This window comes from Rhizobacter sp. OV335 (assembly GCF_900142965.1).
Taxonomy (GTDB): Bacteria; Pseudomonadota; Gammaproteobacteria; order Burkholderiales; family Burkholderiaceae_C; genus Rhizobacter.
In genome coordinates this window covers 114,509-140,900 of sequence record NZ_FRCQ01000021.1, presented here as the reverse complement: position 1 = coordinate 140,900, position 26,392 = coordinate 114,509, and the positions used below count along the sequence as shown (strand labels likewise).

Annotated in this window: 19 protein-coding genes; 12 read left to right on the top strand and 7 right to left on the bottom strand. The window is 69.6% G+C overall.

All coding sequences use genetic code 11. The annotated features are described in order from the left end of the window. Positions 1-158 precede the first annotated feature (158 nt). From BUE42_RS32500 to BUE42_RS20945, 3 genes are all read left to right on the top strand, one after another. Entirely contained in the window at positions 159-569 is a 411-nt protein-coding gene (locus tag BUE42_RS32500; protein WP_159445472.1) for a hypothetical protein, read from the top strand. Between the two features lie 660 nt (positions 570-1,229). Then, positions 1,230-2,183: a bifunctional helix-turn-helix transcriptional regulator/GNAT family N-acetyltransferase gene (locus tag BUE42_RS20950; protein WP_073467243.1), complete on the top strand. Its 954-nt coding sequence runs from the start codon at positions 1,230-1,232 to the stop codon at positions 2,181-2,183. Beyond that, positions 2,180-2,992: an SDR family NAD(P)-dependent oxidoreductase gene (locus BUE42_RS20945; RefSeq protein ID WP_083614350.1), complete on the top strand. Its 813-nt coding sequence runs from the start codon at positions 2,180-2,182 to the stop codon at positions 2,990-2,992. Before BUE42_RS20950 ends, BUE42_RS20945 begins: the two co-directional genes overlap by 4 nt. A gap of 19 nt (positions 2,993-3,011) precedes the next feature. On the opposite strand, the gene BUE42_RS20940 is transcribed toward BUE42_RS20945, so the two are convergent. Continuing rightward, entirely contained in the window at positions 3,012-4,145 is a 1,134-nt protein-coding gene (locus BUE42_RS20940; RefSeq protein WP_073467227.1) for a 3-deoxy-7-phosphoheptulonate synthase, read from the bottom strand. Between the two features lie 115 nt (positions 4,146-4,260). On the opposite strand from BUE42_RS20940, the gene BUE42_RS34315 reads away from it, so the two are divergent. The 3 genes from BUE42_RS34315 (at position 4,261) to BUE42_RS20920 (ending at position 7,282) form a co-directional block, all read left to right on the top strand. After that, on the top strand, positions 4,261-5,286 hold the full coding sequence (locus tag BUE42_RS34315; protein ID WP_369822982.1) for a GNAT family N-acetyltransferase: 1,026 nt from the start codon (positions 4,261-4,263) through the stop codon (positions 5,284-5,286). 10 nt (positions 5,287-5,296) lie between these two features. Further along, positions 5,297-5,770, top strand: a complete 474-nt coding sequence (locus tag BUE42_RS20925; protein WP_073467241.1) for a metallophosphoesterase family protein — start codon at positions 5,297-5,299, stop codon at positions 5,768-5,770. 153 nt (positions 5,771-5,923) lie between these two features. Next, complete coding sequence (locus tag BUE42_RS20920; protein ID WP_143171664.1) at positions 5,924-7,282, top strand: diguanylate cyclase domain-containing protein; 1,359 nt, start codon at positions 5,924-5,926, stop codon at positions 7,280-7,282. An 18-nt stretch (positions 7,283-7,300) separates the two neighbouring features. Here the strand turns inward: BUE42_RS20920 and BUE42_RS20915 are convergent, their stop codons facing one another. The 5 genes from BUE42_RS20915 to BUE42_RS20895 are packed head-to-tail and all read right to left on the bottom strand — an operon-like array spanning position 7,301 to position 12,960. Continuing rightward, on the bottom strand, positions 7,301-8,779 hold the full coding sequence (locus BUE42_RS20915; RefSeq protein WP_073467225.1) for an NAD-dependent succinate-semialdehyde dehydrogenase: 1,479 nt from the start codon (positions 8,777-8,779) through the stop codon (positions 7,301-7,303). 32 nt (positions 8,780-8,811) lie between these two features. Beyond that, complete coding sequence (locus BUE42_RS20910) at positions 8,812-9,627, bottom strand: ABC transporter permease (protein ID WP_073467224.1); 816 nt, start codon at positions 9,625-9,627, stop codon at positions 8,812-8,814. Further along, entirely contained in the window at positions 9,624-10,811 is a 1,188-nt protein-coding gene (locus BUE42_RS20905) for an ABC transporter permease (RefSeq protein WP_369822981.1), read from the bottom strand. Before BUE42_RS20905 ends, BUE42_RS20910 begins: the two co-directional genes overlap by 4 nt. Further along, a complete protein-coding gene (locus tag BUE42_RS20900) occupies positions 10,808-11,836 on the bottom strand; it encodes an ABC transporter substrate-binding protein (RefSeq protein ID WP_073467222.1) in 1,029 nt (342 codons plus the stop codon). The genes BUE42_RS20905 and BUE42_RS20900 overlap by 4 nt, the downstream gene beginning before the upstream one ends. Before the next feature lie 38 nt (positions 11,837-11,874). Further along, positions 11,875-12,960 carry an ABC transporter ATP-binding protein gene (locus tag BUE42_RS20895; protein ID WP_143171665.1) on the bottom strand — a complete coding sequence of 362 codons (1,086 nt, stop codon included), beginning with the start codon at positions 12,958-12,960 and terminating at the stop codon, positions 11,875-11,877. Between the two features lie 269 nt (positions 12,961-13,229). On the opposite strand from BUE42_RS20895, the gene BUE42_RS20890 reads away from it, so the two are divergent. From BUE42_RS20890 to BUE42_RS20870, 5 genes are all read left to right on the top strand, one after another. Then, the gene (locus BUE42_RS20890; RefSeq protein ID WP_073467220.1) at positions 13,230-14,642 is read left to right on the top strand and encodes an aminotransferase-like domain-containing protein; all 1,413 of its coding nucleotides are present in this window, start codon (positions 13,230-13,232) and stop codon (positions 14,640-14,642) included. A gap of 64 nt (positions 14,643-14,706) precedes the next feature. After that, on the top strand, positions 14,707-17,316 hold the full coding sequence (gene alaS, locus BUE42_RS20885; protein ID WP_073467219.1) for an alanine--tRNA ligase: 2,610 nt from the start codon (positions 14,707-14,709) through the stop codon (positions 17,314-17,316). Between the two features lie 2 nt (positions 17,317-17,318). Continuing rightward, positions 17,319-17,747, top strand: a complete 429-nt coding sequence (locus tag BUE42_RS20880; protein WP_073467218.1) for a GNAT family acetyltransferase — start codon at positions 17,319-17,321, stop codon at positions 17,745-17,747. A gap of 162 nt (positions 17,748-17,909) precedes the next feature. Beyond that, positions 17,910-19,073 carry a substrate-binding domain-containing protein gene (locus BUE42_RS20875; protein ID WP_083614348.1) on the top strand — a complete coding sequence of 388 codons (1,164 nt, stop codon included), beginning with the start codon at positions 17,910-17,912 and terminating at the stop codon, positions 19,071-19,073. Positions 19,074-19,112: 39 nt separating this feature from the next. Further along, positions 19,113-21,950 (top strand): ATP-binding protein, encoded by a 2,838-nt coding sequence (locus BUE42_RS20870; protein ID WP_143171663.1) that lies wholly within the window; start codon positions 19,113-19,115, stop codon positions 21,948-21,950. A gap of 4 nt (positions 21,951-21,954) precedes the next feature. Here BUE42_RS20870 and BUE42_RS20865 read toward each other — a convergent pair whose 3' ends face one another. Next, on the bottom strand, positions 21,955-24,528 hold the full coding sequence (locus BUE42_RS20865) for a chemotaxis protein CheW (protein ID WP_073467216.1): 2,574 nt from the start codon (positions 24,526-24,528) through the stop codon (positions 21,955-21,957). A 382-nt stretch (positions 24,529-24,910) separates the two neighbouring features. Here BUE42_RS20865 and BUE42_RS20860 point away from each other — a divergent pair, with 382 nt between their 5' ends. Continuing rightward, positions 24,911-26,389, top strand: a complete 1,479-nt coding sequence (locus BUE42_RS20860) for a helix-turn-helix transcriptional regulator (protein WP_073467215.1) — start codon at positions 24,911-24,913, stop codon at positions 26,387-26,389. Positions 26,390-26,392: the final 3 nt, after the last annotated feature.

Sequence of the window (26,392 nt, the reverse complement as noted above, 5' to 3'; positions counted from 1 at the left end):
GAGCCGATCGAAACCTTGAAGGGGCCTGAGTGCTTCTAGTGGGTTGAGTTTGACCAAGCACAGCAGACGATCGACAGGAACGAGGCATATCTCAAAGCTCAGATCTTGAGCTGCTACCTGGATCGGGCGTGACTCGCTGAAGTCCGGTCTCGACCAGAATGGGTCCTCTGAACTCAGACGTTTGGCCGCACGAAATGCTTCCTCAGTATTGGATCGACTTTCTCAACGCGAACCACTTGCGCGGGAAAGACTGCCGCTTCGGGGAGAGGGTAGATGAAACCGGCATCGGTGCGAACCTGACCTTCTTCACTGAAGAAGAATCCATGGACGAAGGCGAAAACTTCTATCCTGGCATCGTTGTCGCTCCTGAAGGCTACGCACCGGTCGCTGGTTGCCTAAGTGGAAGTGGCAATCCCTATTTCATCCGAGTCAGCGATGGCCGAAACGGCCCCCTCTATCGCGTCTATCACGATGAAGTCGGTGAAGACGGGAGCAGAACCGAAGGGGCAATTGGCATCGTTCTTGAGAACTATGAACTGCTTCTTGATCATGTCGAACCACAGTCATAGGCGTTCGAGCACCAAAGTCCGGTGACAGGCGGGCGGGCGGCCTAACCCTTTCATCGAGAGGACCAGTCCCGGCAAGCCGGGGCGAGCCTCTCATTTCAAACGCTGAAGGTCCGCTTTCCGTAGCCTTGCTCAGCCCGTGCCAACTCCCGCTTTGGGTCGATGCAGGCCTCCACGGCCGCCCTCGGCGAATGCCCGGTTCGCGGCCGAGCATCTCGGCACCTCGGAGGGCGGCTATGGGTCGATAGCTCTACTTCGCAGCTCCTGAGAGCAGGCGCTCAACAGAGCTTGATCGAGGAGTGTCACGGGCCTCAGCTGCGTCAAATACCTCCGCGTTTCGCCGTGCTGTCGTCGACACATCGCGCCGTCTGCTCCGTCGCTACGAGGCGGCCGCTCGACTGTCCCGATCGACCGGCGGCAACCGCTGCACAGCTGTGGTCGACTTCCTTCTGGTTTCTGGGCAGTTGGGCTCGATGCGGCGATGTTCGCCGTTGCCCGTCGTCTCAAGGGCTCTTTGCCTGCGAGGCCGTTGGGACGATTGGTGGGAAGAATCCGCTCAATCAAGCTCCAGCGAGCACAGGGCTTGGAATGATCCATTGAACCTCGACGCAGGGTTCAGTTGCATGACCTGCTCATATGGTTGTATCGTGCAACCATATGGACATGGGCGATGTCGTGAAACCGGAGCGTTCCCTGGTCGAGGAGATCCGGGCCGCCTCGCGTTCCATGGCGCGCGACTGGGGTTTCATGGGCGGCCGATTCGCGGGCGCGGACCTGTCGCCGTCCGCTGTCCATGCCCTGATCGAAATCGATGCCGGCGAAGTCAGTGCCAGGGACCTGGGCGTGCGCCTGCGCCTGGAAAAATCCAGCGTCAGCCGGATGCTGCGCAAGCTGGTGGACTCGGGCGATGTCTGCGAGGCGCCTTGCAGCCACGACAGTCGGATCAAGCTGCTCTCGCTGACCCCGGTGGGTCGGCGGCGCGTGGCGGCGATCCACGCTCACGCGCGTGGGCAAGTCGCGGACGCATTGGGCCGCCTGACGCGCGGCCAGCACCACACCGTGCTTGACGGCCTGCGGCTCTACAGCGAGGCGCTCGCGGGCGTGCAGGAGACGCGCCCCGATCCGTCAACGGTCGAGGTGATGCCGGGCTATCAGCCCGGGCTCATCGCCAGGATCACCCAGATGCATGCGCTGCACTGCGCAAGAGAGCCCGGCTTCGGACAACGCTTCGAGTCCGTTGTGGCGGCAGGGCTGGCGGATTTCTGCGACAGGCTCGGCAAACCCAGGAATGCCATCTGGACGGCCCATCAAGCTGGCGACATCGTCGGCTCGGTTGCCATCGACGGCGATGAGCCGGGCGCCGGCGTCGCGCACCTGCGCTGGTTCATCGTGGATGACGGAACCCGCGGCAGCGGGGTGGGGCGCAAGCTGCTGGCCAGCGCGTTGGACTTCGCCGACGGCCAGGGATTCGCTGAAACCCGCCTGTGGGCCATCAATGGTTCGTCTGCCGGTCGGCATCTCTGTGAGTCGCATGGCTTCGTCTGCGAGGAAGAGCGGCCTGCCACCCAGTGGGGCAAGGGAATTCTGGAACAGCGTTTCGCGAGGAGGCGACCATGAGTTCGACGCCAGCCATCGAGGAACTCGCCGGCACTGCTCCGGACCTTCCCCCCTCGGGCCGCCTGAAGGGCCGGGTGTGCCTGGTCACCGGAGCCACGAGCGGGATCGGTCGTGCGACAGCGCTGCGAATGGCCGCGGAAGGCGCCGCCGCCGTGGTCGTGACGGGCCGCCGGGAGGAACTCGGCCAGTCACTCGCGGTCGAGGTCCGTGAGCGCGGTGCCGAATGCCTCTTCGTCGCGGCCGATGCGACCCGTGAGCACGACATCGTCTCGACGCTCCAGCAGGCACACGCCCGCTTCGGCAGGCTGGACGCCGTGTTCAACAACGCGGGCTGTCAGGAACGCCGAGGCCCGTTGGTGGCGCAAAGCGACGAGGTGTACTGCCGCGTGTTCGACACGAATGTGCGAGCACTCTTTCATTCCATGCGCCATGCGATTACAGCCATGCTGGCGAGTGGAGGCGGCACGATCGTCAACAACACCAGCGTGAGCGGGATCCGCAATCCCAATGCGGGACTGTCGCTCTACAGCGCGTCGAAGGCGGCAGCCAACTCGCTCACGCGCTCGGCCGCGATGGAATATGCGCCTGCAGGGATTCGAATCAACGCGGTCGCGCCGGGACGCGTGCTCACGGACATGATGCTTTCATCCGGCATTGCGGACATGCGCACCGTCGCGGCCGGCCTGCCGCTGCGCAGAATGGGTCATCCCGAAGAAGTGGCCGCCGCCGCGATCTGGCTGATGTCCGATGAGGCGCGCTATGTCGTGGGTCATGTGCTGGCGACCGACGGAGGATTCCTGGCGGGGTAGGCACCATTCCCCTGGCGATTCAGTTCGCGTCCGACCGGCTCCTCAGCCCTCGGCGAGTCCGAACCGCCGCGCTCAGCTCGCGAAGCAGGGGTTCCGTCTGCGTCCAGCCCAGGCAGGCGTCGGTGATGGACACGCCGGGCTGGAGATCGGCCTTGGTCTGGCCCGCCAGCAGGTCCTGGCGACCCGGTTGCAGGTGGCTCTCGATCATGACGCCGGTGATGCGCTCGTCGCCGCCGGCGATCTGGCCGGCCACGTCGCGTCCGACATCGACCTGGCGCTCGTACTTCTTGCTGGAGTTGGCGTGCGAAAAGTCGATCATCACCTGCTCGCGCAGCCCCGAGGCCTTGAGCCCTTCGCAGGCAGCGCCGACGGATGCCGCGTCGTAGTTGGGGACCTTGCCGCCACGCAGGATGACGTGGCAATCCTCGTTGCCGCGGGTCTCGAAGATCGCGGCCATGCCCATCTTCGTCATGCCCATGAAGGCGTGCGCCGAGCGCGCGGCGAGCACGGCGTCGCTCGCGACCTTGATGCCGCCGTCGGTGCCGTTCTTGAAGCCGACCGGGCACGACAGGCCCGACGCCAGCTGGCGGTGGCTCTGGCTCTCGGTCGTGCGGGCGCCGATGGCGCCCCAGGCGATCAGGTCGGAGATGTACTGTGGGGACAGCAGGTCCAGGAACTCGGTGCCGGCCGGCAGGCCCAGGCCGTTCACGTCCAGAAGCAGCTGGCGGGCCAGGCGCAGGCCCTCGTTCATGTGGAAGCTGCCGTCCAGGCGCGGGTCGTTGATGTAGCCCTTCCAGCCGACCGTGGTGCGCGGCTTCTCGAAGTAGACGCGCATCACGATGAGCAGGTCGCGGCTGAGTTCATCGCGGGCGGTCTTCAGCAGCCGCGCATAGTCCATCGCCTGGTCGTGGTCGTGGATCGAGCAGGGGCCGACCACCACCAGCAGCCGGTCGTCGCGGCCATGCAGCACGGCGCCGATCTCCTGCCGCACGCGCGCCACCACATCGAGTGCCCGGTCCGGGGCCGGCAGCTCTTCCAGCAGCAGCGCCGGGCTGATCAGCGCACGCACGGCACCGATGCGGGTGTCGTCGGTGCGGGTGGCGTCGACGGTCGACGGTTCGTCTTCGTGGGCGTGTGTGGCGGCGGTGTTCATTCGCTGGATTCTGGCATCCCGAGCAAACGATCTCCGCGAGACGTTGAGACTGCAGTTCCGTGCGAGCGGATGAGAAGATGACGCTTACACCCAATGACCGATCGGAGATTTCCGGATGGAAGAATCCATCGCCTTTTGCCAGGCCCACGCCGACGACGCCGACGCGCTGGTGGCCTTGCGGATCGAAGCGATGCGCGAGAGCCTGGAGCGAGCGGGGCGCTTCGACGCGGCGAGGGCGCGGCAGCGCTTCCTGTCCGGCTTCTCGCCGGAACACACGCGCCATGTCGTGCTCGGCGATGAGCGGGTCGGCTTCGTGGTGGTCAAGCCGCACGAGCAGGGCCTGCTGTTGGACCATCTCTACGTCCGTCCGCTGCACCAGGGCAAGGGCGTCGGTGCCGTGGTGCTGGCGCGGGTCTTCGCCGAGGCCGATGCAGTGGGCGCCGCGTTGTGTGTCGGGGCCTTGCGCGGCAGCGATTCGAACCGCTTCTACGCACGGCACGGCTTCGTGCTGGTGGAGGAGGCGGAGTTCGACAACTGCTACGTCCGTCCACCAGGCGCTGTCGTGCCGTCACCGTTGAGCCTCGTCTGGCCGTCCGCCGCTCACCTGCCCGGTTACGTGGCGGCACTCGAACGCGGATGGTCCGCGGACAACGTTCGCGGCCAAGCGGCGGCCGACGAGGAACTGGCCGCGATCCGGCGTGACGGTGAAGCCTTTCTGGCCCGTCTGGTCGACCGTGAGGCGAAGGGTGCCGACGTCACGCTGCCGGACGGCTCGACGGTGCCGCGCCTTCCCGGTTTCCGGCGTTGGCTGTGGGACGGGGAGTTCTGCGGCGCCATCGGCTTGCGCTGGCAGCGCGGAACGCAGGCGCTGCCGCCACACTGCCTCGGGCACATCGGTTATGCCGTGGTTCCGTGGAAGCGAGGGCGCGGGTACGCCACCCGCGCGCTCGGCTTGCTGCTGCCGCAAGCCAGGGCGGAGGGCCTGCGCTTCGTCGAGATCACGACGGACCCGGAGAACATCGCCTCGCAGCGGGTGATCGCGGCCAACGGCGGCCGGTTGCATGAGCGCTTCACGAAGCCCGCGCAGTTCGGCGGAACACCGGGGCTGCGGTACCGGATCGAACTCGACGCGGTCGCCTGACATGTCGACCATGCTGCGCATCGGCCTCATCTCGGACACCCACAATCTCCTCAGGCCCGAGGCAACGGCCTTCTTGCGTGGTTGCCACCACATCATTCATGCCGGCGACATCTGCAATGCGAGCACCCTTGACGAGCTTTCCCGCATCGCCCCGGTCACCGCCGTGCGGGGCAACAACGACAAGGGCGCCTGGGCCGAAGCGCTGGCGGTCGCGGAATTCATCCAGTTCGGGGAGGTCTTCGCATATGCCATCCACGACCTTGCCGAACTCGACATCGATCCTGGGTCAGCGGGCGTCCGCGTGGTCGTGTCGGGGCACACGCACAAGCCGTTGGTCGAAGAGAAGGGCGGCGTGCTCTTCGTCAACCCTGGCAGCGCAGGGCCTCGTCGCTTCAGCCTGCCGATCTCGATCGGCGAGATCATCATCAACGGCAGTTCAGTGAGCGCCCGCACCGCGGAGCTTGTCGGGCAGAACGCCGGCTGACAGCTTCAGTGCAAGCTGCCGCTCCAGCGCGCACTGCATCACGCAGTCGCCGTTCTCCGGCCCCCTGAAGTCCATCCGTCCGGTTCCGAACCGGTCGCGCCTGCTGCGTACCCTGCTTGGTTGCCACCGTTGGCGGCGATGAAGGGGACCGTGATGGTGGATGACGAAGTGGGCGGCGTGGGCCTGCTGGCGCAGCTGGGCCTCGGTGGCCTCGCGCTCGGCGAATGCCGGGCCAGCGAACTCATGCTGGAAGGCGACATCCGCATGCTGCTCGAATTCAGCGAGGAGGGCCTGCTGACCATCGCGGCGGCGCTGCCGGGCGTAGTGACCGAGTACGACGACAGCCTGCTCGCGATGTCGCCGGCCGACGTGGTGCTCGGCGACACGCGGGGCGGCGCGCCGGTCCACATCAGTGCCGAGCTGGGCCACCTCATCGTCTGGGCCGACCATCTGCTCGAGACGGGCGACGGTGCGCAGGTGCTTGCGCTGCTCGACAGCGTGGCGACGCAGGCGTCCGCGCTGGCCGCGGCGCGCGCATCTCACCGAAGCGAGGCGCCCGCAGTCGCTCGCACGAAGACGATCTCGCTCGCTAAACTGCGGCTCAACGAAGTCCGGAGGCGACGCTCGATGAACCAAGCCCTTTGCCGCGTGCTGTGGATCGACGCCCAGCCGTCCGACGCCGACATCGGCTCCACCGTGCTGCAAAGCCGGCTCGGCGCCGGCTTCGATGTCCGCACGGCCGCCGGCCTGGATTGCAAGGAGGCCCGCGAGGCCCATTCCGAGGTGATCGTGCTCGCGCTCGGCGCCGATGCGGCCGACGTGGTGCTCGGCTGGCCGGCGCTCGCGGTGGCCGCGGCCGATGCGGCGCTGGTGGTGCTGGCGCCGGCCGTGGACGATGCGCAGGCGCGTCGCCTGGTCGAGGCGGGCGTGCAGGACATCGTGTTCCACGCCGATCTCGGCTCGCTCGCGCAGCGCCTGCGGCTGGCCGCCGCGCGCAAGGCGAGCGAGCGCGAGGCGCGCAAGGCCTACGCGACCGACCTGACGACCGGCCTGCCGAACCGCATCCAGCTGATCGAGCACCTGAGCCAGGTGCTGGCGCTGCGCGAGCGCGAACCGGCACCGGTCAGCCTGCTGGTGTTCCGCATGGACGGCTTCCCCGCCATCGAGGCCGCGCACGGGCTGGAGTCGGCCAACGTCGTGCGCCGCAAGGTCGCGGTGCGGCTGCGCGGCGGGGTGCGCGCGAGCGATGTGGTGGCGTCGCTCGGCACCGACGTGTTCGCGGTGCTGCTGCCGTCCACCGAATCGCCGGCCGATGCGCAGCGCGTCGTCGACAAGCTGGTGCGCGTGCTGCGCGATCCGTTCAACGTGGCCGGCATCACGGTGGGCGTGAAGGCGCACGTCGGCGTCGCGCAGTTCCCGCAGGACGGGCAGCAGCCCGACGAGCTGCTGCGGCATGCCGCCGCTGCGGCGCTGGCGGGCGCCTACGGGGCGCAGGGGGCGGCGAACGACTGACCGGGAGCTGCCGACGGACTACTTCTGGATGTCCCCCAGGCACAGGTACTTCACCTCGACGTAGTCGTCGATCCCGTGGTGCGAGCCCTCGCGCCCGAGCCCCGATTGCTTCACGCCGCCGAACGGCACCTCGGCGGTCGAGATCAGCCCGGTGTTGATGCCGACCATGCCGTACTCCAGCGCCTCGCCGACGCGGAAGATGCGGCCGATGTCGCGGCTGTAGAAGTAGCTCGCGAGGCCGAACTCGGTGTCGTTGGCCATCGCGATCGCCTCGGCCTCGGTCGTGAAGCGGAACACCGGCGCCACCGGGCCGAAGGTCTCCTCGCGCGCGCACAGCATCTCGCTGGTCGCGCCCGACAGCACCGTCGGCTCGAAGAAGCGCGTGCCGAACCGGTGCCCTCCGATCACGAGCTTCGCGCCCTTCGCGGTCGCGTCGGCCACGTGCCGCTCGATCTTCTCGATCGCCGCGTCATCGATCATCGGCCCCTGCGTCACGCCGGCCTCGAAGCCGTTGCCGACCTTGATCGTCTTCGTCTTCTCGGCCAGCTTCGCGACGAACGCGTCGTACACGCCGTCCTGCACGTAGAGCCGGTTCGCGCAGACGCAGGTCTGGCCGGCATTGCGGTACTTGCTGACCAGCGCCCCCTCGACCGCGCTGTCGAGGTCGGCATCGTCGAACACGATGAACGGCGCATTGCCGCCCAATTCCAGCGACAGTTTCTTGATGGTCGGCGCGCACTGCTTCATCAGGATGCGGCCGACCTCGGTCGAGCCGGTGAACGACAGGTGGCGCACCCGATCGCTCTCGCACAACACCTGGCCCACCGCGATCGAGTTGCTGCCATCGGCCGTGATGACGTTCAGCACGCCCGGCGGCATGCCGGCACGCTGCGCCAGCTCGGCCACCGCCAGCGCCGACAGCGGCGTCTGCTCGGCCGGCTTGATCACCACCGGGCAGCCGGCGGCCAGCGCCGGCGCGACCTTGCGCGTGATCATCGCGATCGGGAAATTCCATGGCGTGATCGCCGCGCACACGCCGACCGGCTGCTTGATCACCAGGTAGCGCTTGCCGTTGTCGGTGGTCGGCACCGTCTCGCCGTAGACGCGGCGCGATTCCTCGGCGAACCACTCGATGAAGCTCGCGCCGTAGCCGACCTCGCCCTTGGCCTCGGCCAGCGGCTTGCCCTGCTCGGCGGTCATGATGCGTGCCAGGTCGTCGGCATTCGCCATCAGCAGGTGGAACCACTTCATCAGGATCGCCGCGCGCTCCTTCGCGGTCATGCCGCGCCAGGCCGGCCAGGCCTGGTGTGCGGCCGCCACGGCGGCCTGCGTCTCGGTGGCGCCGAGGTTGGCCACGTCGACCAGCTTCAGGCTCGTCGCCGGGTCGTTCACGTCGAAGCGCGCGTTGCCGGCCACCCATTCGCCGCCGATCAGCGCATGGGTCTTCAGCAGGCCGGGGTCCTTCAGCGTGGCCAGCGGGGAGGTCTTCATGTCCATGTCTCGTCTCCTTTGCGGGGGAGGGTCTCAGGTCAGCGCTTGCGTCCGCGCAGCCACTCCAGCACGAGCAGCAGCCCGGTCGTGAAGAGGATCAGCAGCGTCGCCACCGCCGCGATGGTCGGCGTGATGTTCTCGCGGATGCCGGTGAACATCTGGCGCGGCAGCGTCACCTGCTCCGGCCCGGCCAGGAACAGCGTGACCACCACCTCGTCGAACGAGGTCGCGAAGGCGAACAGCGCGCCCGAGATCACGCCCGGCGCGATCACCGGCAGCGTGATGCGGAAGAAGGTGCGCAGCGGCGTCTCGCCCAGGCTCAGGCTGGCCCGCACCAGGTTCTGGTTGAAGCCCTGCAGCGTGGCCAGCACGGTGGTCAGCACGAAGGGCGCGCCGAGCGCGGCGTGCACGAGGATCAGCGCGGTGTAGCTGTCGGCCAGCCCGGCGTTCGCGAAGAACAGGTAGGTGCTGACGCCGACGACGACGATCGGCACCACCATCGGTGCGATCAGCAGGCTCATCAGCAGGCCCTTGAACGGGAAGTCGCTGCGCGAGAGACCCACCGCGGCCAGCGTGCCCAGCACGGTGGCGATCACCGTCGCGGCGGGCGCGACGATGAAGCTGTTCTTCGTCGCGCGCGCCCATTCGGCCGACGTGAAGAGGTTCTGGTACCACTTCAGCGACCAGCCGGGGATCGGGTACGCGAGGAACGAGCTGTCGCTGAACGACAGCGGGATGATCACCAGGATCGGCAGCAGCAGGAACGCCAGCACGCCGACGCAGGCCGCGCGCACGGCCCACCAGCCGGCCTGGTCGAGCGGCGTGGCGTAGGCGGGAAAGACGGGCAGCTTCATCCGAGGCTCAGCTCCGATTTGACGACGCGACGGTACACCGCATAGAGCACCAGCGTCGCCGACAGCAGCAATGCCCCCAGCCCGCAGGCCATGCCCCAGTTGATGTTCACGTTGGTGTACTGCGCGATGTAGTAGCTCAGCATCTGGTCGTCGGCACCGCCCAACAGCGCCGGCGTCACGTAGTAGCCGATCGACAGGATGAACACCAGCAGCACGCCGGCGCCGATGCCGGGAAAGGTCTGCGGGACGTAGACGCGGAAGAACGCCGCCAGCGGCGGGCTGCCCAGCGACACGGCCGCGCGCAGGTAGGTGGCGGGCACGCTCTTCATCACGCTGTACAGCGGCAGGATCATGAAGGGCAGCAGGATGTGCGTCATCGCGATGACGACGCCCAGGCGGTTGAACAGCAGCGGCAGCGGCTCGTCGATCAGGCCGAGGCCCATCAGCCCGCGGTTCACCAGGCCCTGCGATTGCAGCAGCACGATCCATGCGGCCACGCGCACCAGGATCGAGGTCCAGAACGGCACCAGCACCAGGATCATCAGCACGTTGGCGCGGCGCGCCGGCAGCGTCGACAGCCACCACGCGAGCGGGTAGCCGAGCAGCAGGCAGCACAGCGTGACGACCGCGCTGATCGCGAAGGTGCGGCCGAGGATGCGGGCGAAGGCGCGCTGGTCTTCGGGCATGCGCTCGACCTGGCCGGCGGCGTCGCGGCGCAGGTCGACGGCGGCGAGCAGGTAGTCGGGTGTCCAGCGCGAGCCGTTCTTCGCGATCGCCTGCCAGTAGCGCGGCTCGGCCCAGCGTTCGTCGAGCGCGAGCAGCGTCGCCCGGATGCCGGCGGCATCCGGTGCGCCGGCCAGCGGCAGCGCGCGGTAGGTGCCCATCACCAGCGAGCGGGCGCCGGCCACCTCGGTGTTGAGCCGGCGCGCCACCGCGCCGGCATCGGAGCTGTCGGGCAGCGTGCCGAGGTCGGCCACCAGCGCGGCGAAGGCGTCGGGCGCCGGCACCGCGTGGCGGTCCCAGGCCGCGAGTGCCACCACCGTGCGCGGCAGCGCGGTCGCGACCTCCGGGTTCTCGACCGCCCGCTTCAGCAGCGCGGCGATCGGCACCAGGAAGGTCACCAGCAGGAACAGCAGCAGCGGCAGCGTCAGCGAGAACGCCTGCAGCCGGCGTCCCAGGGTCACTGCGCGGCCCAGGACGCGAAGCGCTTCTCCAGTTCCTCGCCCTGGTCGGCCCAGAACTTCAGGTTGAACTGCAGCGCGTCCTTCGAGTTCGCCGGCGAGGTCGGCAGGTTGCCGAGCGTCTTCGCATCGAGCTTCGCCAGCGCCTTGGTGTTGGTCGGGCCGTAGGCGATGTTCTTCGCGTACTCGGCCTGCGCCTCGGGCGTGCTCGCGAAGGCGATGAACCGGACGGCCGCGTCCTTGTTCGGCGTGCCCTTCGGGATCACCCAGTAGTCGAGGTCGTAGATGCCGCCGGTCCAGGTGATCTTCAGGTTCTTGCCTTCACGGTTCGCGGCGTCGATGCGGCCGTTGAAGACCGTCGTCAGCGCGACGTCGCCGGCCACCAGGAACTGCGGCGGCTGCGCGCCGGCCTCCCACCACTGGATGCTCGGCTTCAGCTCGGTCAACTTCTTGAACGCGCGCTCGGCGCCTTCCTTGGTGGCCAGCACCTTGTACACGTCGGCCGGCTTCACGCCCTCGGCCATCAGCGCGAACTCGAGGTTGTAGCGCGCCCCCTTGCGCATGCCGCGCTTGCCGGGGAATTTCTTCAGGTCCCAGAAATCGGCCCAGGTGCTCGGCGTGCCCTTCAGCTTGTCGCCGTTGTAGGCCATCACGGTCGACCACACGAAGATGCCGATGCCGCAGTCGCTGACCGCCGCCGGCAGCAGGTCGGCCTTGCCGCCGAGCTTGCTGTAGTCGAGCTTCTCGAACAGGCCCTCGTCGCAGCCGCGCGCCACGTCGGGCGATTCGACCTCGACCACGTCCCAGGTCACCTTCTTCGTCTCGACCATGGCCTTGATCCTGGCCTGCTCGCCGTTGTATTCGACCGGCACGACCTTGGTGCCGGTCTTCTCGAACGGCTCGTAGTAGGCCTTCTTCTGCGCGTTCGCGTTCGCGCCGCCGAAGTTGACGACGGTGATCTGCTGCTGCGCGAACGCCGGCAGCGCGAAGCCGACGGCGAACGCCAGGCTCAGGAGGGTCTTCTTCATGACGTGGGTCCTTCGGGTGATGAATCAGGTCGAGCGAATCAAAGCGAATAGATGCGCGTGTGCTCCGGCGGCAGCTCCAGCCAGACGACGTCGCCGGCGCGCGGCGCGGCCTGGCCGGCCAGCGGCAGCTTCACCGACCCCGCGGCCTGGCCGTCGCCGATCGTGCACAGCAGCCGCAGGTGGTCGCCGAAGTAGATGACGCTGTCCACGCGCGCCTGCAGCAGGTTGCCGCGCTCGGTCGGCGGCTGAGGGTGCAGGCGGATGCGCTCCGGGCGGATGCAGGCCTCCACCGTGGCGCCGACGGCCGCGCCGTTCACGTTGACGCCGGTCAGCACGCGCCCGTCGGTCAGCACGATGCCGCAGCGCTCGCCGGCGTCGTCGGCGTGGGTCGCGCGCACCGTGCCGCGCACGATGGTGCTGTCGCCGATGAAGCCGGCCACGAAGCGATTCGCCGGCGCCTCGTACATCGCCTCCACCGGCGCGAGCATCTGCACCGCGCCGTCGTTGAACACCGCCACGCGGTCGCTCATCGTCAGCGCCTCGCCCTGGTCGTGCGTCACGTAGACGAAGGTGACGCCGAGCTGCCGGTGCAGCTCCTTCAACTCGATCTGCATGTGCTCGCGCAACTGCTTGTCGAGCGCGCCCAGCGGCTCGTCCATCAGCACCAGCTGCGGCTCGAACACCAGCGCGCGGGCCAGCGCCACGCGCTGCTGCTGGCCGCCCGAGAGCTGCGCCGGCGAGCGCTCGGCCATGCCGGTCAGCCGCACCATCTCGAGCGCCCGCGCGACGCGCCTGGCCTGCTCGTCGCGCGGCACCCGGCGCACCGTCAGCGGGTAGGCCACGTTCTGCCCGACCGTCAGGTGCGGGAACAGCGCGTAGTTCTGGAACACCATGCCGAAGTGGCGCTTGTGCGGCGGCGTGCGGGTGATCGGCCTGCCGTCGAGCAGGATGTCGCCGGCGGTCGGCGATTCGAAGCCGGCCAGCATCATCAGCGTGGTCGTCTTGCCCGAGCCCGAGGGGCCGAGCAGCGTCAGGAACTCGCCGCGGTGGATGTCGAGGTCGAGCCCCCGCACCACCAGGTGGCTGCCGTCGTAGGTCTTCTGCACGCCGCGAAAGCGCACCAGCGGCTCGGCCGGGGCGCCTTGCGGCGCGGCGGGTGGATCGGTTGCGCGGGATGGCTCGGACAACACGGGCGTGCGCTCCTCGTTCTCGACCAGGACGGCAGTATGAGCCGCAAACGGTCGACTTTAGGGGCCGCACCGGCGCGCCGCCATGTACAGCGGGGCCGGCGTTTCGGTGTACTGTGCAGGGCGCAGGGCCTGTACATGCAAGCCCTGATCCGGTGCGCCATGCACGAAGCCGTACCCCCGCCCATGCGCCCCCCGCCACGCCGATGCTCACCCTGAACCCGAACTCCCCGCTGCCGCTGGTCGGCCAGATCGTCGACGGCCTGCGCGGCCTGATCGCCGGGCAGTCGCTGAAGCCCGGCGCGAAGCTGCCGTCGATCCGCGCCTTTGCCGCGGCGCACGGCGTCAGCGTGTTCACCGTCGTCGAGGCCTACGACCGGCTGGTCGCGCAGGGCTGGCTGGTGTCGCGGGCCAACGCCGGCTTCTTCGTGCGCCGCCGCAGCGGCGAGCCGCCGGCCGCCAGCCCCGCGCCCAAGCCGGTGGCCGAGCTGCGCTTCGATGCGCAGTGGTACCTGAAGCAGATCTTCGAGAACCGCAACCTCGCGCTGAAGCCCGGCTGCGGCTGGCTGCCGCACGACTGGCTGTTCGAGGACGGCGTGCGGCGCAGCCTGCGCCAGATGGCGGCCGACGGCGCCGAGCTGGGCGGCTACGGGCTGCCGCACGGGCACATGGCGCTGCGCATCCTGGTGGCCGAATCGCTGGCCGAGCGCCAGATCGCCGTCAGCGCCGAGCAGGTGCTGCTGACCCAGGGGTCGAGCCAGGCGCTCGACCTGGTCGCCCGCCGGCTGCTGAAGCCGGGCGACGCGGTGCTGGTCGACGACCCCGGCTATCCCAACCTGATGTTCATGCTGCGCTTCCTCGGGGCGCGGCTGATCGGCGTGCCGCGCACGCCCGCCGGCTACGACCTGCCGGCACTCGAGGCGCTGCTGGCCGAGCACAAGCCCCGCGCCTTCTTCACGCAGCCGCGGCTGCAGAGCCCGACCAGCTCGGTGACGCCGCTGGCGCAGCTGTTCCGGCTGCTGCAGCTGGCCGATGCGCACGACCTGACGCTGGTCGAGAACGACATCTACGCCGACATGGACCCCGAGCCGCGGGCCTCGCTCGCGAGCCTCGACGCGTTGCGGCGGGTGGTCCACGTCGGCAGCTACTCGAAGACGATCTCGCCGAACATCCGCGTCGGCTATGTCGTCGCCCGGCCGGACCTGCTGGACGAACTGGCGCAGCTGAAGATGGTGTCGGGGCTGACCTCGTCCGACATCACCGAGCGGCTGGCCTTCGGCGCGCTGACCGAAGGGCGCTGGCGCAAGCACCTGAAATCGCTGCGCGACCGGCTCGCCGAGTCGCACGGCCGGGTGGCGCAGCGGCTGGCCGGCATGGGCTTCGAGCTGTTCAGCGAGCCGAAGGCGGGGCTGTATCTGTGGGCGCGTCATCCCGACCTGCCCGATGGCGCCGAGCTGTCGCGGCATGCGGTGGGCGAGGGCATCATGCTCGGGCCGGGGCAGCTGTTCCTGGTCGAGCCGCGGCCCACCGGCTGGCTGCGCTTCAACGTGGCCTTCAGCGATGACGAGCGGCTGTACCGCTTCCTGGCGGCGCAGATCCGGCTGCACGAGGCGGCGTGAACCCGTGCCTTTCCTATAATCGCCGGTTCCGCCGAGACAGCCCAGCCAACCGAGAAAGAACCGGATGAAAGCCTCCGAGATCCGCGACACCTTCCTGAAGTTCTTCGAATCGAAGGGCCACACCATCGTCGCGTCGAGCCCGCTGGTGCCCGCCAACGACCCGACGCTGATGTTCACCAACTCGGGCATGGTGCAGTTCAAGGACGTGTTCCTCGGCAGCGACAAGCGCCCCTACGTGCGCGCCGCCTCCGTCCAGGCCTGCCTGCGGGCCGGCGGCAAGCACAACGACCTCGAGAATGTCGGCTACACCGCGCGCCACCACACCTTCTTCGAGATGCTGGGCAACTGGAGCTTCGGCGACTACTTCAAGCACGACGCGCTCACCTGGGCCTGGGAGCTGCTGACGAAGGTCTACAAGCTGCCGGCCGACAAGCTCTGGGCCACCGTCTACATCGACGACGACGAGGCCTACGACATCTGGACGAAAGTGATCGGCCTGCCGCCCGAGCGCGTGGTGCGCATCGGCGACAACAAGGGCGCGAAGTACGCCTCCGACAACTTCTGGATGATGGCCGACACCGGCCCCTGCGGCCCGTGCTCGGAGATCTTCTACGACCACGGCCCCGGCATCGCCGGCGGCCCGCCCGGCTCGCCCGATGCCGATGGCGACCGCTACATCGAGATCTGGAACAACGTGTTCATGCAGTTCGACATGCAGCCCGACGGCAGCATCAGGAAGCTGCCCGCCCCCTGCGTCGACACCGGCATGGGCCTGGAGCGCCTGACGGCCATCCTGCAGCACGTGCACAGCAACTACGAGATCGACCTGTTCGACCGCCTGATCCGCGCAGCCTCGCGCGAAACGGGCGAGAAGGACCTGTCGAACAAGAGCCTGCGCGTGATCGCCGACCACATCCGCGCGACCGCCTTCCTGGTGAGCGACGGCGTGATCCCGAGCAACGAAGGCCGCGGCTACGTGCAGCGCCGCATCATCCGCCGCGGCATCCGCCACGGCTACAAGCTCGGCCAGAAGAAGCCGTTCTTCCACAAGCTGGTGGCCGACCTGGTCAGCGAGATGGGCGCGGCCTACCCGAAGCTCGCCGCCGACCAGCAGCACATCACCGACACGCTGAAGGCCGAGGAGGTGCGCTTCTTCGAGACCCTGGCCAACGGCATGGAGATCCTCGACGCCGCGCTGGCCGGCGGCCAGAAGACGCTGCCGGGCGACGTCGCCTTCAAGCTGCACGACACCTACGGCTTCCCGCTCGACCTGACGCAGGACGTCTGCCGCGAGCGCAACGTCGAGGTCGACGAGGTCGGCTTCGGCGCGGCGATGGAGCAGCAGAAGGCGGCCGGCCGAGCTGCGGGCAAGTTCAAGATGGCGCGCGCGGTCGAGTACACCGGCTCCGGCCATGAATTCACCGGTTACGAGCACCTCGAAGAGAAGGCGGTCGTCGCCGCGCTCTACCAGGAAGGCAGCCCGGTGCAGCAGCTGCTCGAAGGCCAGACCGGCATCGTCGTGCTGAGCATCACGCCGTTCTACGCCGAGAGCGGCGGCCAGGTCGGCGACCAGGGCTCGCTGAGTGCCGAAGGCGCGCTGTTCGGCGTGCTGGACACCCAGAAGATCAAGGCCGACGTGTTCGGCCACCACGGCGTGATGAGCCAGGGCAAGCTGTCGGTGGGCGACACCGTCACCGCGCGCGTCGACGGCAAGCTGCGCGCTGCCACCGTGCGCAACCACAGCGCGACCCACCTGATGCACAAGGCGCTGCGCGAGGTGCTGGGCACGCATGTGCAGCAGAAGGGCTCGCTGGTCGATGCCGAGAAGACCCGCTTCGACTTCGCGCACAACGCGCCGGTCACGCCGCAGCAGATCGCCGAGATCGAGCGCCGCGTCAATGAAGAGATCCTCGCCAACGCGGCCACGCAGGCGCGCGTGATGGACATCGAATCGGCGCAGAAGACCGGCGCGATGATGCTGTTCGGTGAGAAGTACGGCGAGACGGTGCGCGTGCTCGACATCGGCAGCAGCCGCGAGCTGTGCGGCGGCACGCACGTGCACCGCACCGGCGACATCGGCCTGTTCAAGGTGGTGGCCGAAGGCGGCGTGGCCGCCGGCGTGCGCCGCATCGAGGCGGTGACCGGCGCCAACGCGCTGACCTACCTGCAGACGCTCGAAGGCACGGTGCACCAGCTGGCCGCCACGCTGAAGGCCTCGCCCACCGAGGTGCCGCAGCGGCTCGCGCAGGTGCTCGACCAGGTGCGCGCGCTCGAGAAGGAGCTGGGCGCCGTGAAGGGCAAGCTGGCCTCGTCGCAGGGTGACGAGCTGGTCGGCCAGGCGATCGACGTGAAGGGCCTGAAGGTGCTGGCCGCACGCCTCGAAGGCGCCGATGCGAAGACGCTGCGCGAGACGCTCGACAAGCTGAAGGACAAGCTGAAGAGCGCGGTCATCGTGCTGGCGGCGGTCGATGGCGACAAGGTGCAGCTGGCCGCCGGCGTCACGGCCGACAGCACCGGCAAGGTCAAGGCGGGCGAGCTGGTCAACTTCGTCGCGCAGCAGGTCGGCGGCAAGGGCGGCGGCAAGGCCGACATCGCGATGGCCGGCGGCACCGATGCGTCGCAGCTGCCGCAGGCGCTGGCCTCGGTGCAGGGCTGGGTGGCGGCCAAGCTCTGAGCATGCTGAGCTGGCAGATCCGGCTCTGCCGGCCCGAGGACGAAGCGGCCGTGATCGCGCTGTGGCAGGCCTGCGGCCTGACCCGGCCGTGGAACGACCCGTCGAAAGACATCGCGCGCAAGTTCGCCGAGCAGCCCGAGCTGTTCGCGGTGGCCGAGTCCGATGGCGAGCTGGTCGGCAGCGTGATGGCCGGCTATGACGGCCACCGCGGCTGGATCAACTACCTGGCCGTCACGCCGAAGCTGCAGCGCGGCGGCCTGGGCCGTGCGCTGGTCGACTGGGCCGAGCTGCGGCTGCGCGAGCGCGGCTGCCCGAAGATCAACCTGCAGATCCGCCGCGGCAACACCGCGGTGATCGCGTTCTACGAGAGCCTCGGCTTCTCGGAAGACGACGTGATGAGCATGGGCAAGCGCCTCGAGCGCGACGACTGAGCGCGCCCCGGCCCCCCCGCATTCGGGGCACCCTGACATTTGACCCGAGGACAGACCCTCTTGTGCCGGGCGGGCCCAGCACCGATAAGAGACCTGTCGAGAGCGCGCCATGCCTGGCCGCGCTGGCGATCCGAAGTGGACAGCCTTGACAGGAGGTCTCTCATGCTGGTTCGAACCCTGGCCCGAATCCGCGCCTGCCCGCGCGCCCTGACGCTGACGGTGGTGGTCGCTGCGGCGCTCGCGACACTGCCCTTCGCCGGCAAAGCCCGCGCGGCCGCCGCCACGCCGCTCGCCGAAGCGCAGCAGGTGGTCGACTCGGCGGTGCGCTGCGGCGACGAGCCCCGCGTCGACACCGGCCCGCCGGCGCAACCCGGCAAATCCATCGCGATGGTGATCGAGGACCTGCGCAACGGCGGCGTGCTGGCGGCCTCGCTGGGTTTTCGCGAGGCGGCCGCGGCGATCGGCTGGAACGTCAAGGTCTTCGACCTCGGCGGCATCGTCGCCAACCGCGACAAGGTCATGCAGGAGGTGATGGCCTTCCACCCCGACGGCATCGCGCTGATGGGCGGGCTGACGCTCGAAGGCTCGGCAACCAAGGGCTACGGCCCCTACGACCTGACGCCGTTCGAGCGGCGCGGCATCGTGCTGGTCAGCTGGCATGCCAACCCGTGGCCCGGCCCGATCGCCGGCACGCCGGTGCGCACCAACGTGACCAGCGATCCGCTGCTGGTGGCCCGCATGGCCGCCTCGAAGGCGATCATCGATGCCGGCGGCCGGGCCGGCGTGGTGATCTTCACCGACTCCAAGCTGGGGATGGCGATGACCAAGGCCCATGCGATGGCCGAGGTGATCCGCGCCTGCAAGGACTGCAAGGTGCTCGAGATGCTGGACGTCGGCATGGAGGAAACCGGCTCGCGCATGGCTGCCGTCACGGCCCAGCTGCTGCAGCGCTACGGCCCGCGCCTGACGCATGCGCTGGCCGTCAACGACATCTACTTCGACTACATGGTGCCGGCGCTGATCACCGCGCAGCAGCCCGGCGCCGGCGTGCGGCTGATCTCGGGCGGCGACGGCAGCTCGTCGGCCTTCCTGCGCATCGCGGCGAAATCGTTCCAGACCGCGACCGCCGCCGATCCGCTGAACCAGCAGGGCTGGCAGACCATCGATGAACTGAACCGGCTGTTCGCGCGCCAGCCGACCAGCGGCTTCGTCGCGCCGCCGCGCCTGGTCACTGCCGAGAACATCGCCTGCGAAGGTGGCTCGCGCATGCTCTACGACCCCGACAACGGTTACCGCGACGCCTACCGGCGGCTCTGGAAGCGCTGACACCCGCCGGCCGGTGGTTCCGTGAAGCGGCGCCAGCTGTTGCCCCACTCGCTTCGCCGGCAGTTCGCGCTCGCGCTGGCCGGGCTGGCGCTGATCTTCGGGGCCGGCGGCATCTTCGCGCTGTATGCGGTGCGGGAGGTGGCCGTCGCGTCGCGGCAACTGGCCGAGGAGCGACTGCTGCGCGTGCGGCTGGCGCAGGACCTGGTGGCCGAGACCGCCACGATCGCCCTGGATGCTTCGCAGCTGATCAATGCCGACACCGGCATCGCACTGCACCTCAGCTTCGAGCGCATGGAGCTGCACCTGCAGAAATTCGACGCGATCGTCACGCAGATCAGCACCACCAGCGGCGACCTGGTCGTGCTCGACCTGCACCAGGCCGGCCAGCTGCTGCGCAACTCGGCCAACGTGGCGACGCAGCTGCGCGAGGATTCGCTGAACACCGAGCTGCGCTGGCGGGCCTTGATGGCGCAGCGCTTCGGCCGGCCCGAGGCGCCGGCCGGGCCCGAGCGGCTGCCGCTGCTGGCGCTGCTGTACCAGCTGCGCGGCGCGACCCGGCCCGACGAGCTGGAGGGGCTGCGCGGGCGCCTGCCGCCGCTGCTGGCCGCGCCGGCAGGGCAGCAGCCGGGCCTCGCGACCGATGTGCGCGAGCTGTTCGCGATGCGCGACAAGCTGATCGCGCAGCACCGGATGATCACCGGCCTGCGCGACGAGATCAGCCGCCAGTCGCAGGCCATGGGCGCTGCGGCGGGCACTTGGTCGACCGCGTCGGCCAACGCCTACCGCGAGGCGGTGCAGCAGGTGGTCGACGCGTCGGAGCGCCGCCAGCGCTGGATCTTCGCGCTGTTCATCGGCAGCGTGCTGGCGGCGGTCGCGGTGGCGCGGGTCTTCCTCGGCCACCACGTGATCGGCCGGCTGCAGGAGGTGAGCCAGCACCTGCGCAGCGACCACCCGCAGGCGCTGACCGGGAACGAGCCGGTGAAGGTGCCGGTGCAGGGCGAGGACGAGATCGGCGGCATGGCGCGCGCGGTCGAGCGCTTCCTCGAGGACCGGCGGCAACTGGCGCAGACGCGGGCATCGCTCGAGATCGAGCAGCAGCGGCTCGCGGCCATCATCGACCACACGGCTGACGGCATCCTCGTGGTGCGCGGCGAGCGCGTGCTGCAGCTCAACCCGGCCGGCGAGCGCATGTTCGGCCGGGCCGCGCCGCAGCGCGACGGGCTGGCCGTCGGCGAGCTGCTGGCGGAGCTGGATCCGCCGCTCGAGGTCGAGCAGGCCACGCCGCGCAGCGCGATCGGGCTGCACCACGACGCGCGGCGTTTTCCGGTCGAGGTGTCGGTGAGCCGGATGTCGGTGCAGGACGCGGCGGGCGGCGCGCACGATGACCTCGGCGGCGGCGCGCTGCGCGTGCTGGTGGTGCGCGACGCGACGCTGCGGCGTGCCGCCGAGCAGCAGCTCACCGCGGCGCGCGATGCGGCCATCGCGGCGCAGCGCGCGCAGACCACCTTCCTCGCCAACATGAGCCACGAGCTGCGCACGCCGCTGAACGGCATCCTCGGCTACACGCAGATCCTGCGCCTGGACCCCACGCTCGACGAGCCGCAGGCGGCCGGCCTGAAGACCATCCAGAGCAGCGGCGAGCACCTGCTGATGCTGATCAACGACATCCTCGACATCGCGAAGATCGAGGCCGGCCGGCTCGACCTGCTGCCGGCGCCGGTCCACCCGGCCAGCTTCTTCGGGATGATCGGCGACCTGATCCGCATCAAGGCGCAGCAGAAGAACCTGGCGTTCTCACTCGAGATCCACGGCGAGCTGCCCGAGGCGATGGAGGTCGACGAGCGGCGGCTGCGCCAGGTGCTGCTGAACCTGCTGGGCAACGCGGTCAAGTTCAGCGACCACGGGCAGGTGCAGCTGATCGTGCACCTGCTGGGCGTCGACGAGGACCGGGCGCAGCTTCGCTTCGAGGTCTGCGATTCCGGCATCGGCATGGACGCCGCGCAGCTGGAGCGGCTGTTCCAGCCGTTCGCGCAGGTGCACGACGCGGCGCGCCGGGTGGCCGGCAGCGGGCTCGGGCTGTCGATCAGCCGGCAGCTGGTGCGCATGATGGGCGGCGACATCCTGGTGCGCAGCGTGCCCGAGGAGGGCAGCGTCTTCTGGTTCGAGCTGACGGTGCAGGTGCCGAAGACGGTGGCCGGCACCGCGCGCGTCGAGCGCAGCGCGATCGGCTATGCCGGCGCGCCGCGCAGCGTGCTGATCGTCGACGACATCGCCGAGAACCGCGAGATGCTGGCCTGGCTGCTGCGCCTGCTCGGCTTCCAGATCGACGAGGCGGACAACGGGCTGACGGCGATCGCGCGCGCGCAGGCCAAGAAGCCCGACCTGATCCTGATGGACATGATGATGCCGGTGATGGACGGGCTGCAGGCCACGCGGCACATCCGCGCGGACGAGGGCCTCAAGGAGGTGCCGATCATCGCGATCTCGGCCAGCGTGACGGCCGAGGACCGGCAGAAGTGGGTCGCGTCGGGCGGCAACGGCTTCGAGGCCAAGCCGGTGCGCCGCGAGAGCCTGCTGCGCCAGATGGGCGAGCTGCTCGACCTGACCTGGATCTACCGCGACGGTGAAGGCGACGCGCAGCCGCCGGCCGCGGGCGAGCCGCTGGCGCCGGAGTCGATCCCGGGTGCCGAGGAACTGCAGGAGCTGCACCGGCTGACGCTCGCGGGCAACATGGCGGCGATCTGCGACGAAGCGGAACGCCTGGCGCAGGCCGAGGCGCGCTACCGGCCGTTCGCCGACCGGGTGCGGCGGCTGGCGAACGAGTACCAGGTGCGGGCGCTGGGTGCGCTGGTGAAGGAGAGCATGGGGCCCAAGTGAAGACTCAGACCAGCGCGACCTCGCTGACCTCGATGAGCGCCAGCGCCGCGATGCCGGCCTGCGCGACCAGCCCGTCGACGTCCATCAGGATCAGCATGCGCTGGTGGCTGCTGACCAGCCGCTCCTGCGCACCACCCGGCCGCGCGAGCGACTGCACGCGCGAGCTGGCGACCTCGAACACCGGCCCGAGTTCGTCGACCCGCATCGCGAAGCGCTGGCCGCGCGAGCCTTGCACCACCACCAGCGGCGCCTGCGGATCGGTCGCCGCGCCGGTGCCGCGCAGCACGCCGAGGTCGACCACCGGCAGCAGCCGGCCTTCGAACTCCAGCATGCCGAGCAGATGCGCCGGCGCGTTCGGCAGCGCCGCGATGCGCGGCTGCTGCAAGGCCTGCAGCGCCGTCGTCGACGGCACGCCCAGCCACTGGCCGGCGCACAGGAAGCTCGCGATCGACAGCAGCGGCTCCTTGCCGCGTGGCGGCGTGGCGGCGTTGTCGAACACCACCGGCGCGGCCGGCGCGTGGGCCTGCACCGCGCCCAACTTCAGCAGCGCCACCGACAGCAGGTCGTGCGGGCCGACGCTGCCGTCGGCGTGGTACTCGCGGTAGCCGCCGGACACGCTGCAGCCGGCACTCCACGCGACGCCATCGAGGTGGATCACCGTGCTGGCCGATGCGCCGCGCGCGAGCGGCTGCCAGTCCGCCGGCACCGGCCAGCCGCTGCCGACCGGCCAGCGCGCCACGTCGCTGCTCGCGACCACCGTGCCGGACCGCGTCACCAGCAGCGCCGCCGCGCCATGCGACGGCTCGCCCTGCGCATCGAGCGGCAAGGCATCGCGCAGCATCGCCGCGAACTGCGGCTCGCCGTCGAAGACGATCGCGATGCCGCCGACCACGGTTGCCGTGCCGTCGTTCGCTCGCAGCGCGGCGCCGTGCACGAAGGTCGGCCGACCGCCGTACAGCGCGCTCGCCGCATGCGTCGATTCGACATGCTGCTGCGGGTCGCGCAGCGCCAGCGTCTCGCGCACCCACGGCGCGTCGAGCAGCGCGCCACAGCGGGCGTGCTCGGCCGGGTCCGACACCGCGACGATGCGCCCGTCGGTGTCGAACAGCACCAGCAGCGCATACACCGTGTAGAGCCCGTTGATGCGTTGCAGCACCGCGGCGGCACGCGCGGCATCGCGCTGCGTGGCCGGCTGCGACAGCACGCCGCGCAGCACGCCGTCGAGCGCCCACCAGCGGCAGTCGTTGGCGCGCTCGTAGAGGTTGCGGTCGACGATGTCGATCGCCAGCCGCGCATGGTGGCGCGCCTCGTCGAACACCGCGTTCAGCGTCGAGCGGTGCAGGTTGGCGATCGCCTGCTCGAACACCTGGCGGATGCGCTCGCCGGTCTGGCCGACCTCGCGCAGCAGCGTCGCGGCGAAGGCGTTCGACGTGCCCTCGCCGGCCGGGCGCAGCCGGCCGTTCCACAGAACGCGCGACAGGTCGCGCTGGATGTGGCGCGCCTGCGTCGGGATGGTGCGCAGCGCCTCGCCGAACAGCTCGCGGGTGTCGAGGCGCGCGAGCAGGTCGTCGGCATCGGCCGCGCCCTGCAGCGTGTCCTGCAGCTCGGTGGTGTCGAAGGCCTGGTCGACCGGCACCAGCGCGCGGGCCGACCAGCCGGGGCCCATGTAGCCCTCGTAGCCGGTCGCGGCGGCATGCACCATCAGGTACTCGCGGCCGGCGAAGCGGGCCAGCGGGTGGGCACCGGTTGCGGCCGGCGGCAGCGGCGCGCCGACCGGCACCTGCCACGGGTCGGACGAGGCCAGCACGGCATCGGCGCCATCGGTCAGCACGATCACGCTGCGGTCGCGTGCCTCCAGCAGCTGCGAGAAGATCGCGCGCATCTCGTCGTCGAAGCGGAACGACAGGCACAGCACGCCCTCGATGCGCTCGTCCACGCGGATCGCCGCCGCGTACAGCAGCGCGCGCCGGCCGCCCATCAGCGGCGACGGGCCGAAGTGCTCGACGTAGGGGCCGCCCTGCAGCGCCTGCGCGAGCCAGGGCTCGCGGCCGGCGGGCCGCGCATCGATCGAATCGTCGAGCCGCGCCAGCACGCGGCCGTCGGGCGCCAGCGCGATCACGTCGTCGTACACGGTGTACTTGGCCGCGTATTCGGCGAAGCGGGCCTGCAGCGCGCGCAGCGCGGTGGCATCGGCCCCGTCGGCGTCCTTGCTCGCGCGAACGATCTCGCGCAGCTGCGAATCGGTGCTCAGGAAGCCGATGTCGGCGGTGCGCTCGAACAGGTTGCGCACCAGGATGTCGATCGCCACCTGCGCCTGGCTGCGCATGCGCTGCGCGACGTTCGTGAGCAGGCTGCGGCCCAGGCTGTCGAGCAGGTCTTCCGACAGCGACTGGAATGCAGCGCGAGTGGCGGCGATGTCGGGCAGCGTGCCGCTCATCTGGCCGAGCATCGACAGGCTGTCCCACACCCCTTGCAGCCGCAGCAGCGACTCGCGGTATTCGTCCACCGCGGGCATGCGCGACACCAGCGGGGCCACGTCGGGCGAGAAGGGCATCCCGCGGCGCCAGATCTTTTTCATGGTTCTTCCTGAGGATTCAAGTGACTTCGTGAGACATCCGCCTCGCTGGCAGCCCTCAGCCGACACAGACGGTCTCAACTTTGAGAATCGGCCGATCCAGGGCGCGGTACACCTGTACTTTCGTGAAACGGATCACGCTTGCGCATCACGCGACAGAAACGCATCCGCCGGGCCGCGCCGACGGCGCCGCGGTGTCAGCCCGGTGTCAGTCTCGGGCGCGCCGGGACGCGTTTTCGCAGGCTTGCGAATCGGCGGCCTTCGGTTTCTCGTTTCTGAGGTGCCAGGCGTGACTGAGAGTTCATGAGCTTGTTTTTTCGTGCGATCACGAGACTGAGCTGCATCGGGTCCTGCATCGGACCTTGCACTCAAAGGAGAGATCGCCATGCAGATTCAAGTCCTCACCGTCCTGGCCCGCCACGAACACGTCCAGGCCCTCATGTCACCGGTGCTCGAAGGCCGCGTCCAGGAAGCCGTCTCGAAAGCCGAAGAGCTGCTGGGCGACCGCCCGGCGCACCTGGGCGACGACATGCTGAGCGAGCTGGCCCAGTTGTGCGGCGACCTGATGCTGTCGCTGGACCGCGCCGAAGAAGCCGAGGAGACCTACCGCCTGGCCGTCAAGCTGGCCGGCGGTGCGCAGCGCGGCACGGTGCGCGTGGTGTCGTGCCGCGGCACCGGCTTCCTGAGTCTGTACCAGCACCGCTACGGCACGGCCGCGGCCTGCTTCGGCCGCATCGCGGTCGACGAGGCGGCGACGCCGGCGCAGAAGGTGGAGGCGCTGTGCGCGATGGCGATGGCCCGCCAGGGCCTCGGCCAGAAGGAGCGCGCGATGCAGGCGCTCGACGATGCGAGCGAGATCGCCCGCGACGACGATTCGGCCCAGCTGTCGATGATGGTGAGCCTGGTGCGCGTCGAGCTGCTGGCGCAAAGCGAGATCCGTGCGCACGACGACCTGCGCGACCATGTGTTCTGGCAATCGCCGCTGGTCGACCGCATGCCGGCTTCGGCCCAGCTGCAGCCGGTGTCGGCGATCGAGCACTGCATGAATGCGCATGGCCGCTTCCCGCTGGTGGCGCGCCGCCTGCGACAGCTGCGCGACCTGGTGATGGCCGGCTGCGGCGATGCCCGTGCACAGGCCGCGCTGCCCGATCACATCGCCGGGTTGCGCACGCTGGGCCTCGCGACGCTCGAGCGCCAGGCGCGGCTCGACACCGCGCTGGTCGCGATCACGCAGCGCCAGGCCGAGCTGGCGCGGGCCACGCTCGAACCGCTGCAATCGCGCGAGGCCGAGATGGGCGGGCGCCAGCGCTGGCGCATGGAGCTGTCGTACTGCCTCGCGAAGGTGTGCGCGCTGTCGGGCCGTGTCGATGAATCGATGCGCCACTACCAGCGCTATGCGCTCGAATCGATGCAGTGCGTGCGCACCGAATCGGCCTTCGACGACCGCGCGGCGCGGCCGGGCACGGCGGCGCCGGTGGCGGTGAAGGACGACATCGAGATGCGGCTGCCGGCCAAGTACCGCCGCGCCTACCGCTACCTGCTGGAGCACCTCGACTGTGCCGAGCTGAGCGTGCGCGAGATCGCCGACGACATGGGCGTGACCGAGCGGGCGCTGCAATGGGCCTTCAAGAACCACCTCGGCATGACGCCGGGCGAGGTGATGCAGCGCTGCCGTGTCGAGCGCATCCGCGCCGACCTGCTGCGCGACGACGCGCCGGGCCACAGCGTGATCGAGACCGCGGCGCGCTGGGGCATCCGCAACCGCTCGACGCTGGTCACCTCGTACCGCAAGTACTTCCGCGAGACGCCGACCGAGACGCTGGCGCGCCGCGGCCGTGCGGACCAGATGGCTGCGGCGTACTGAGTC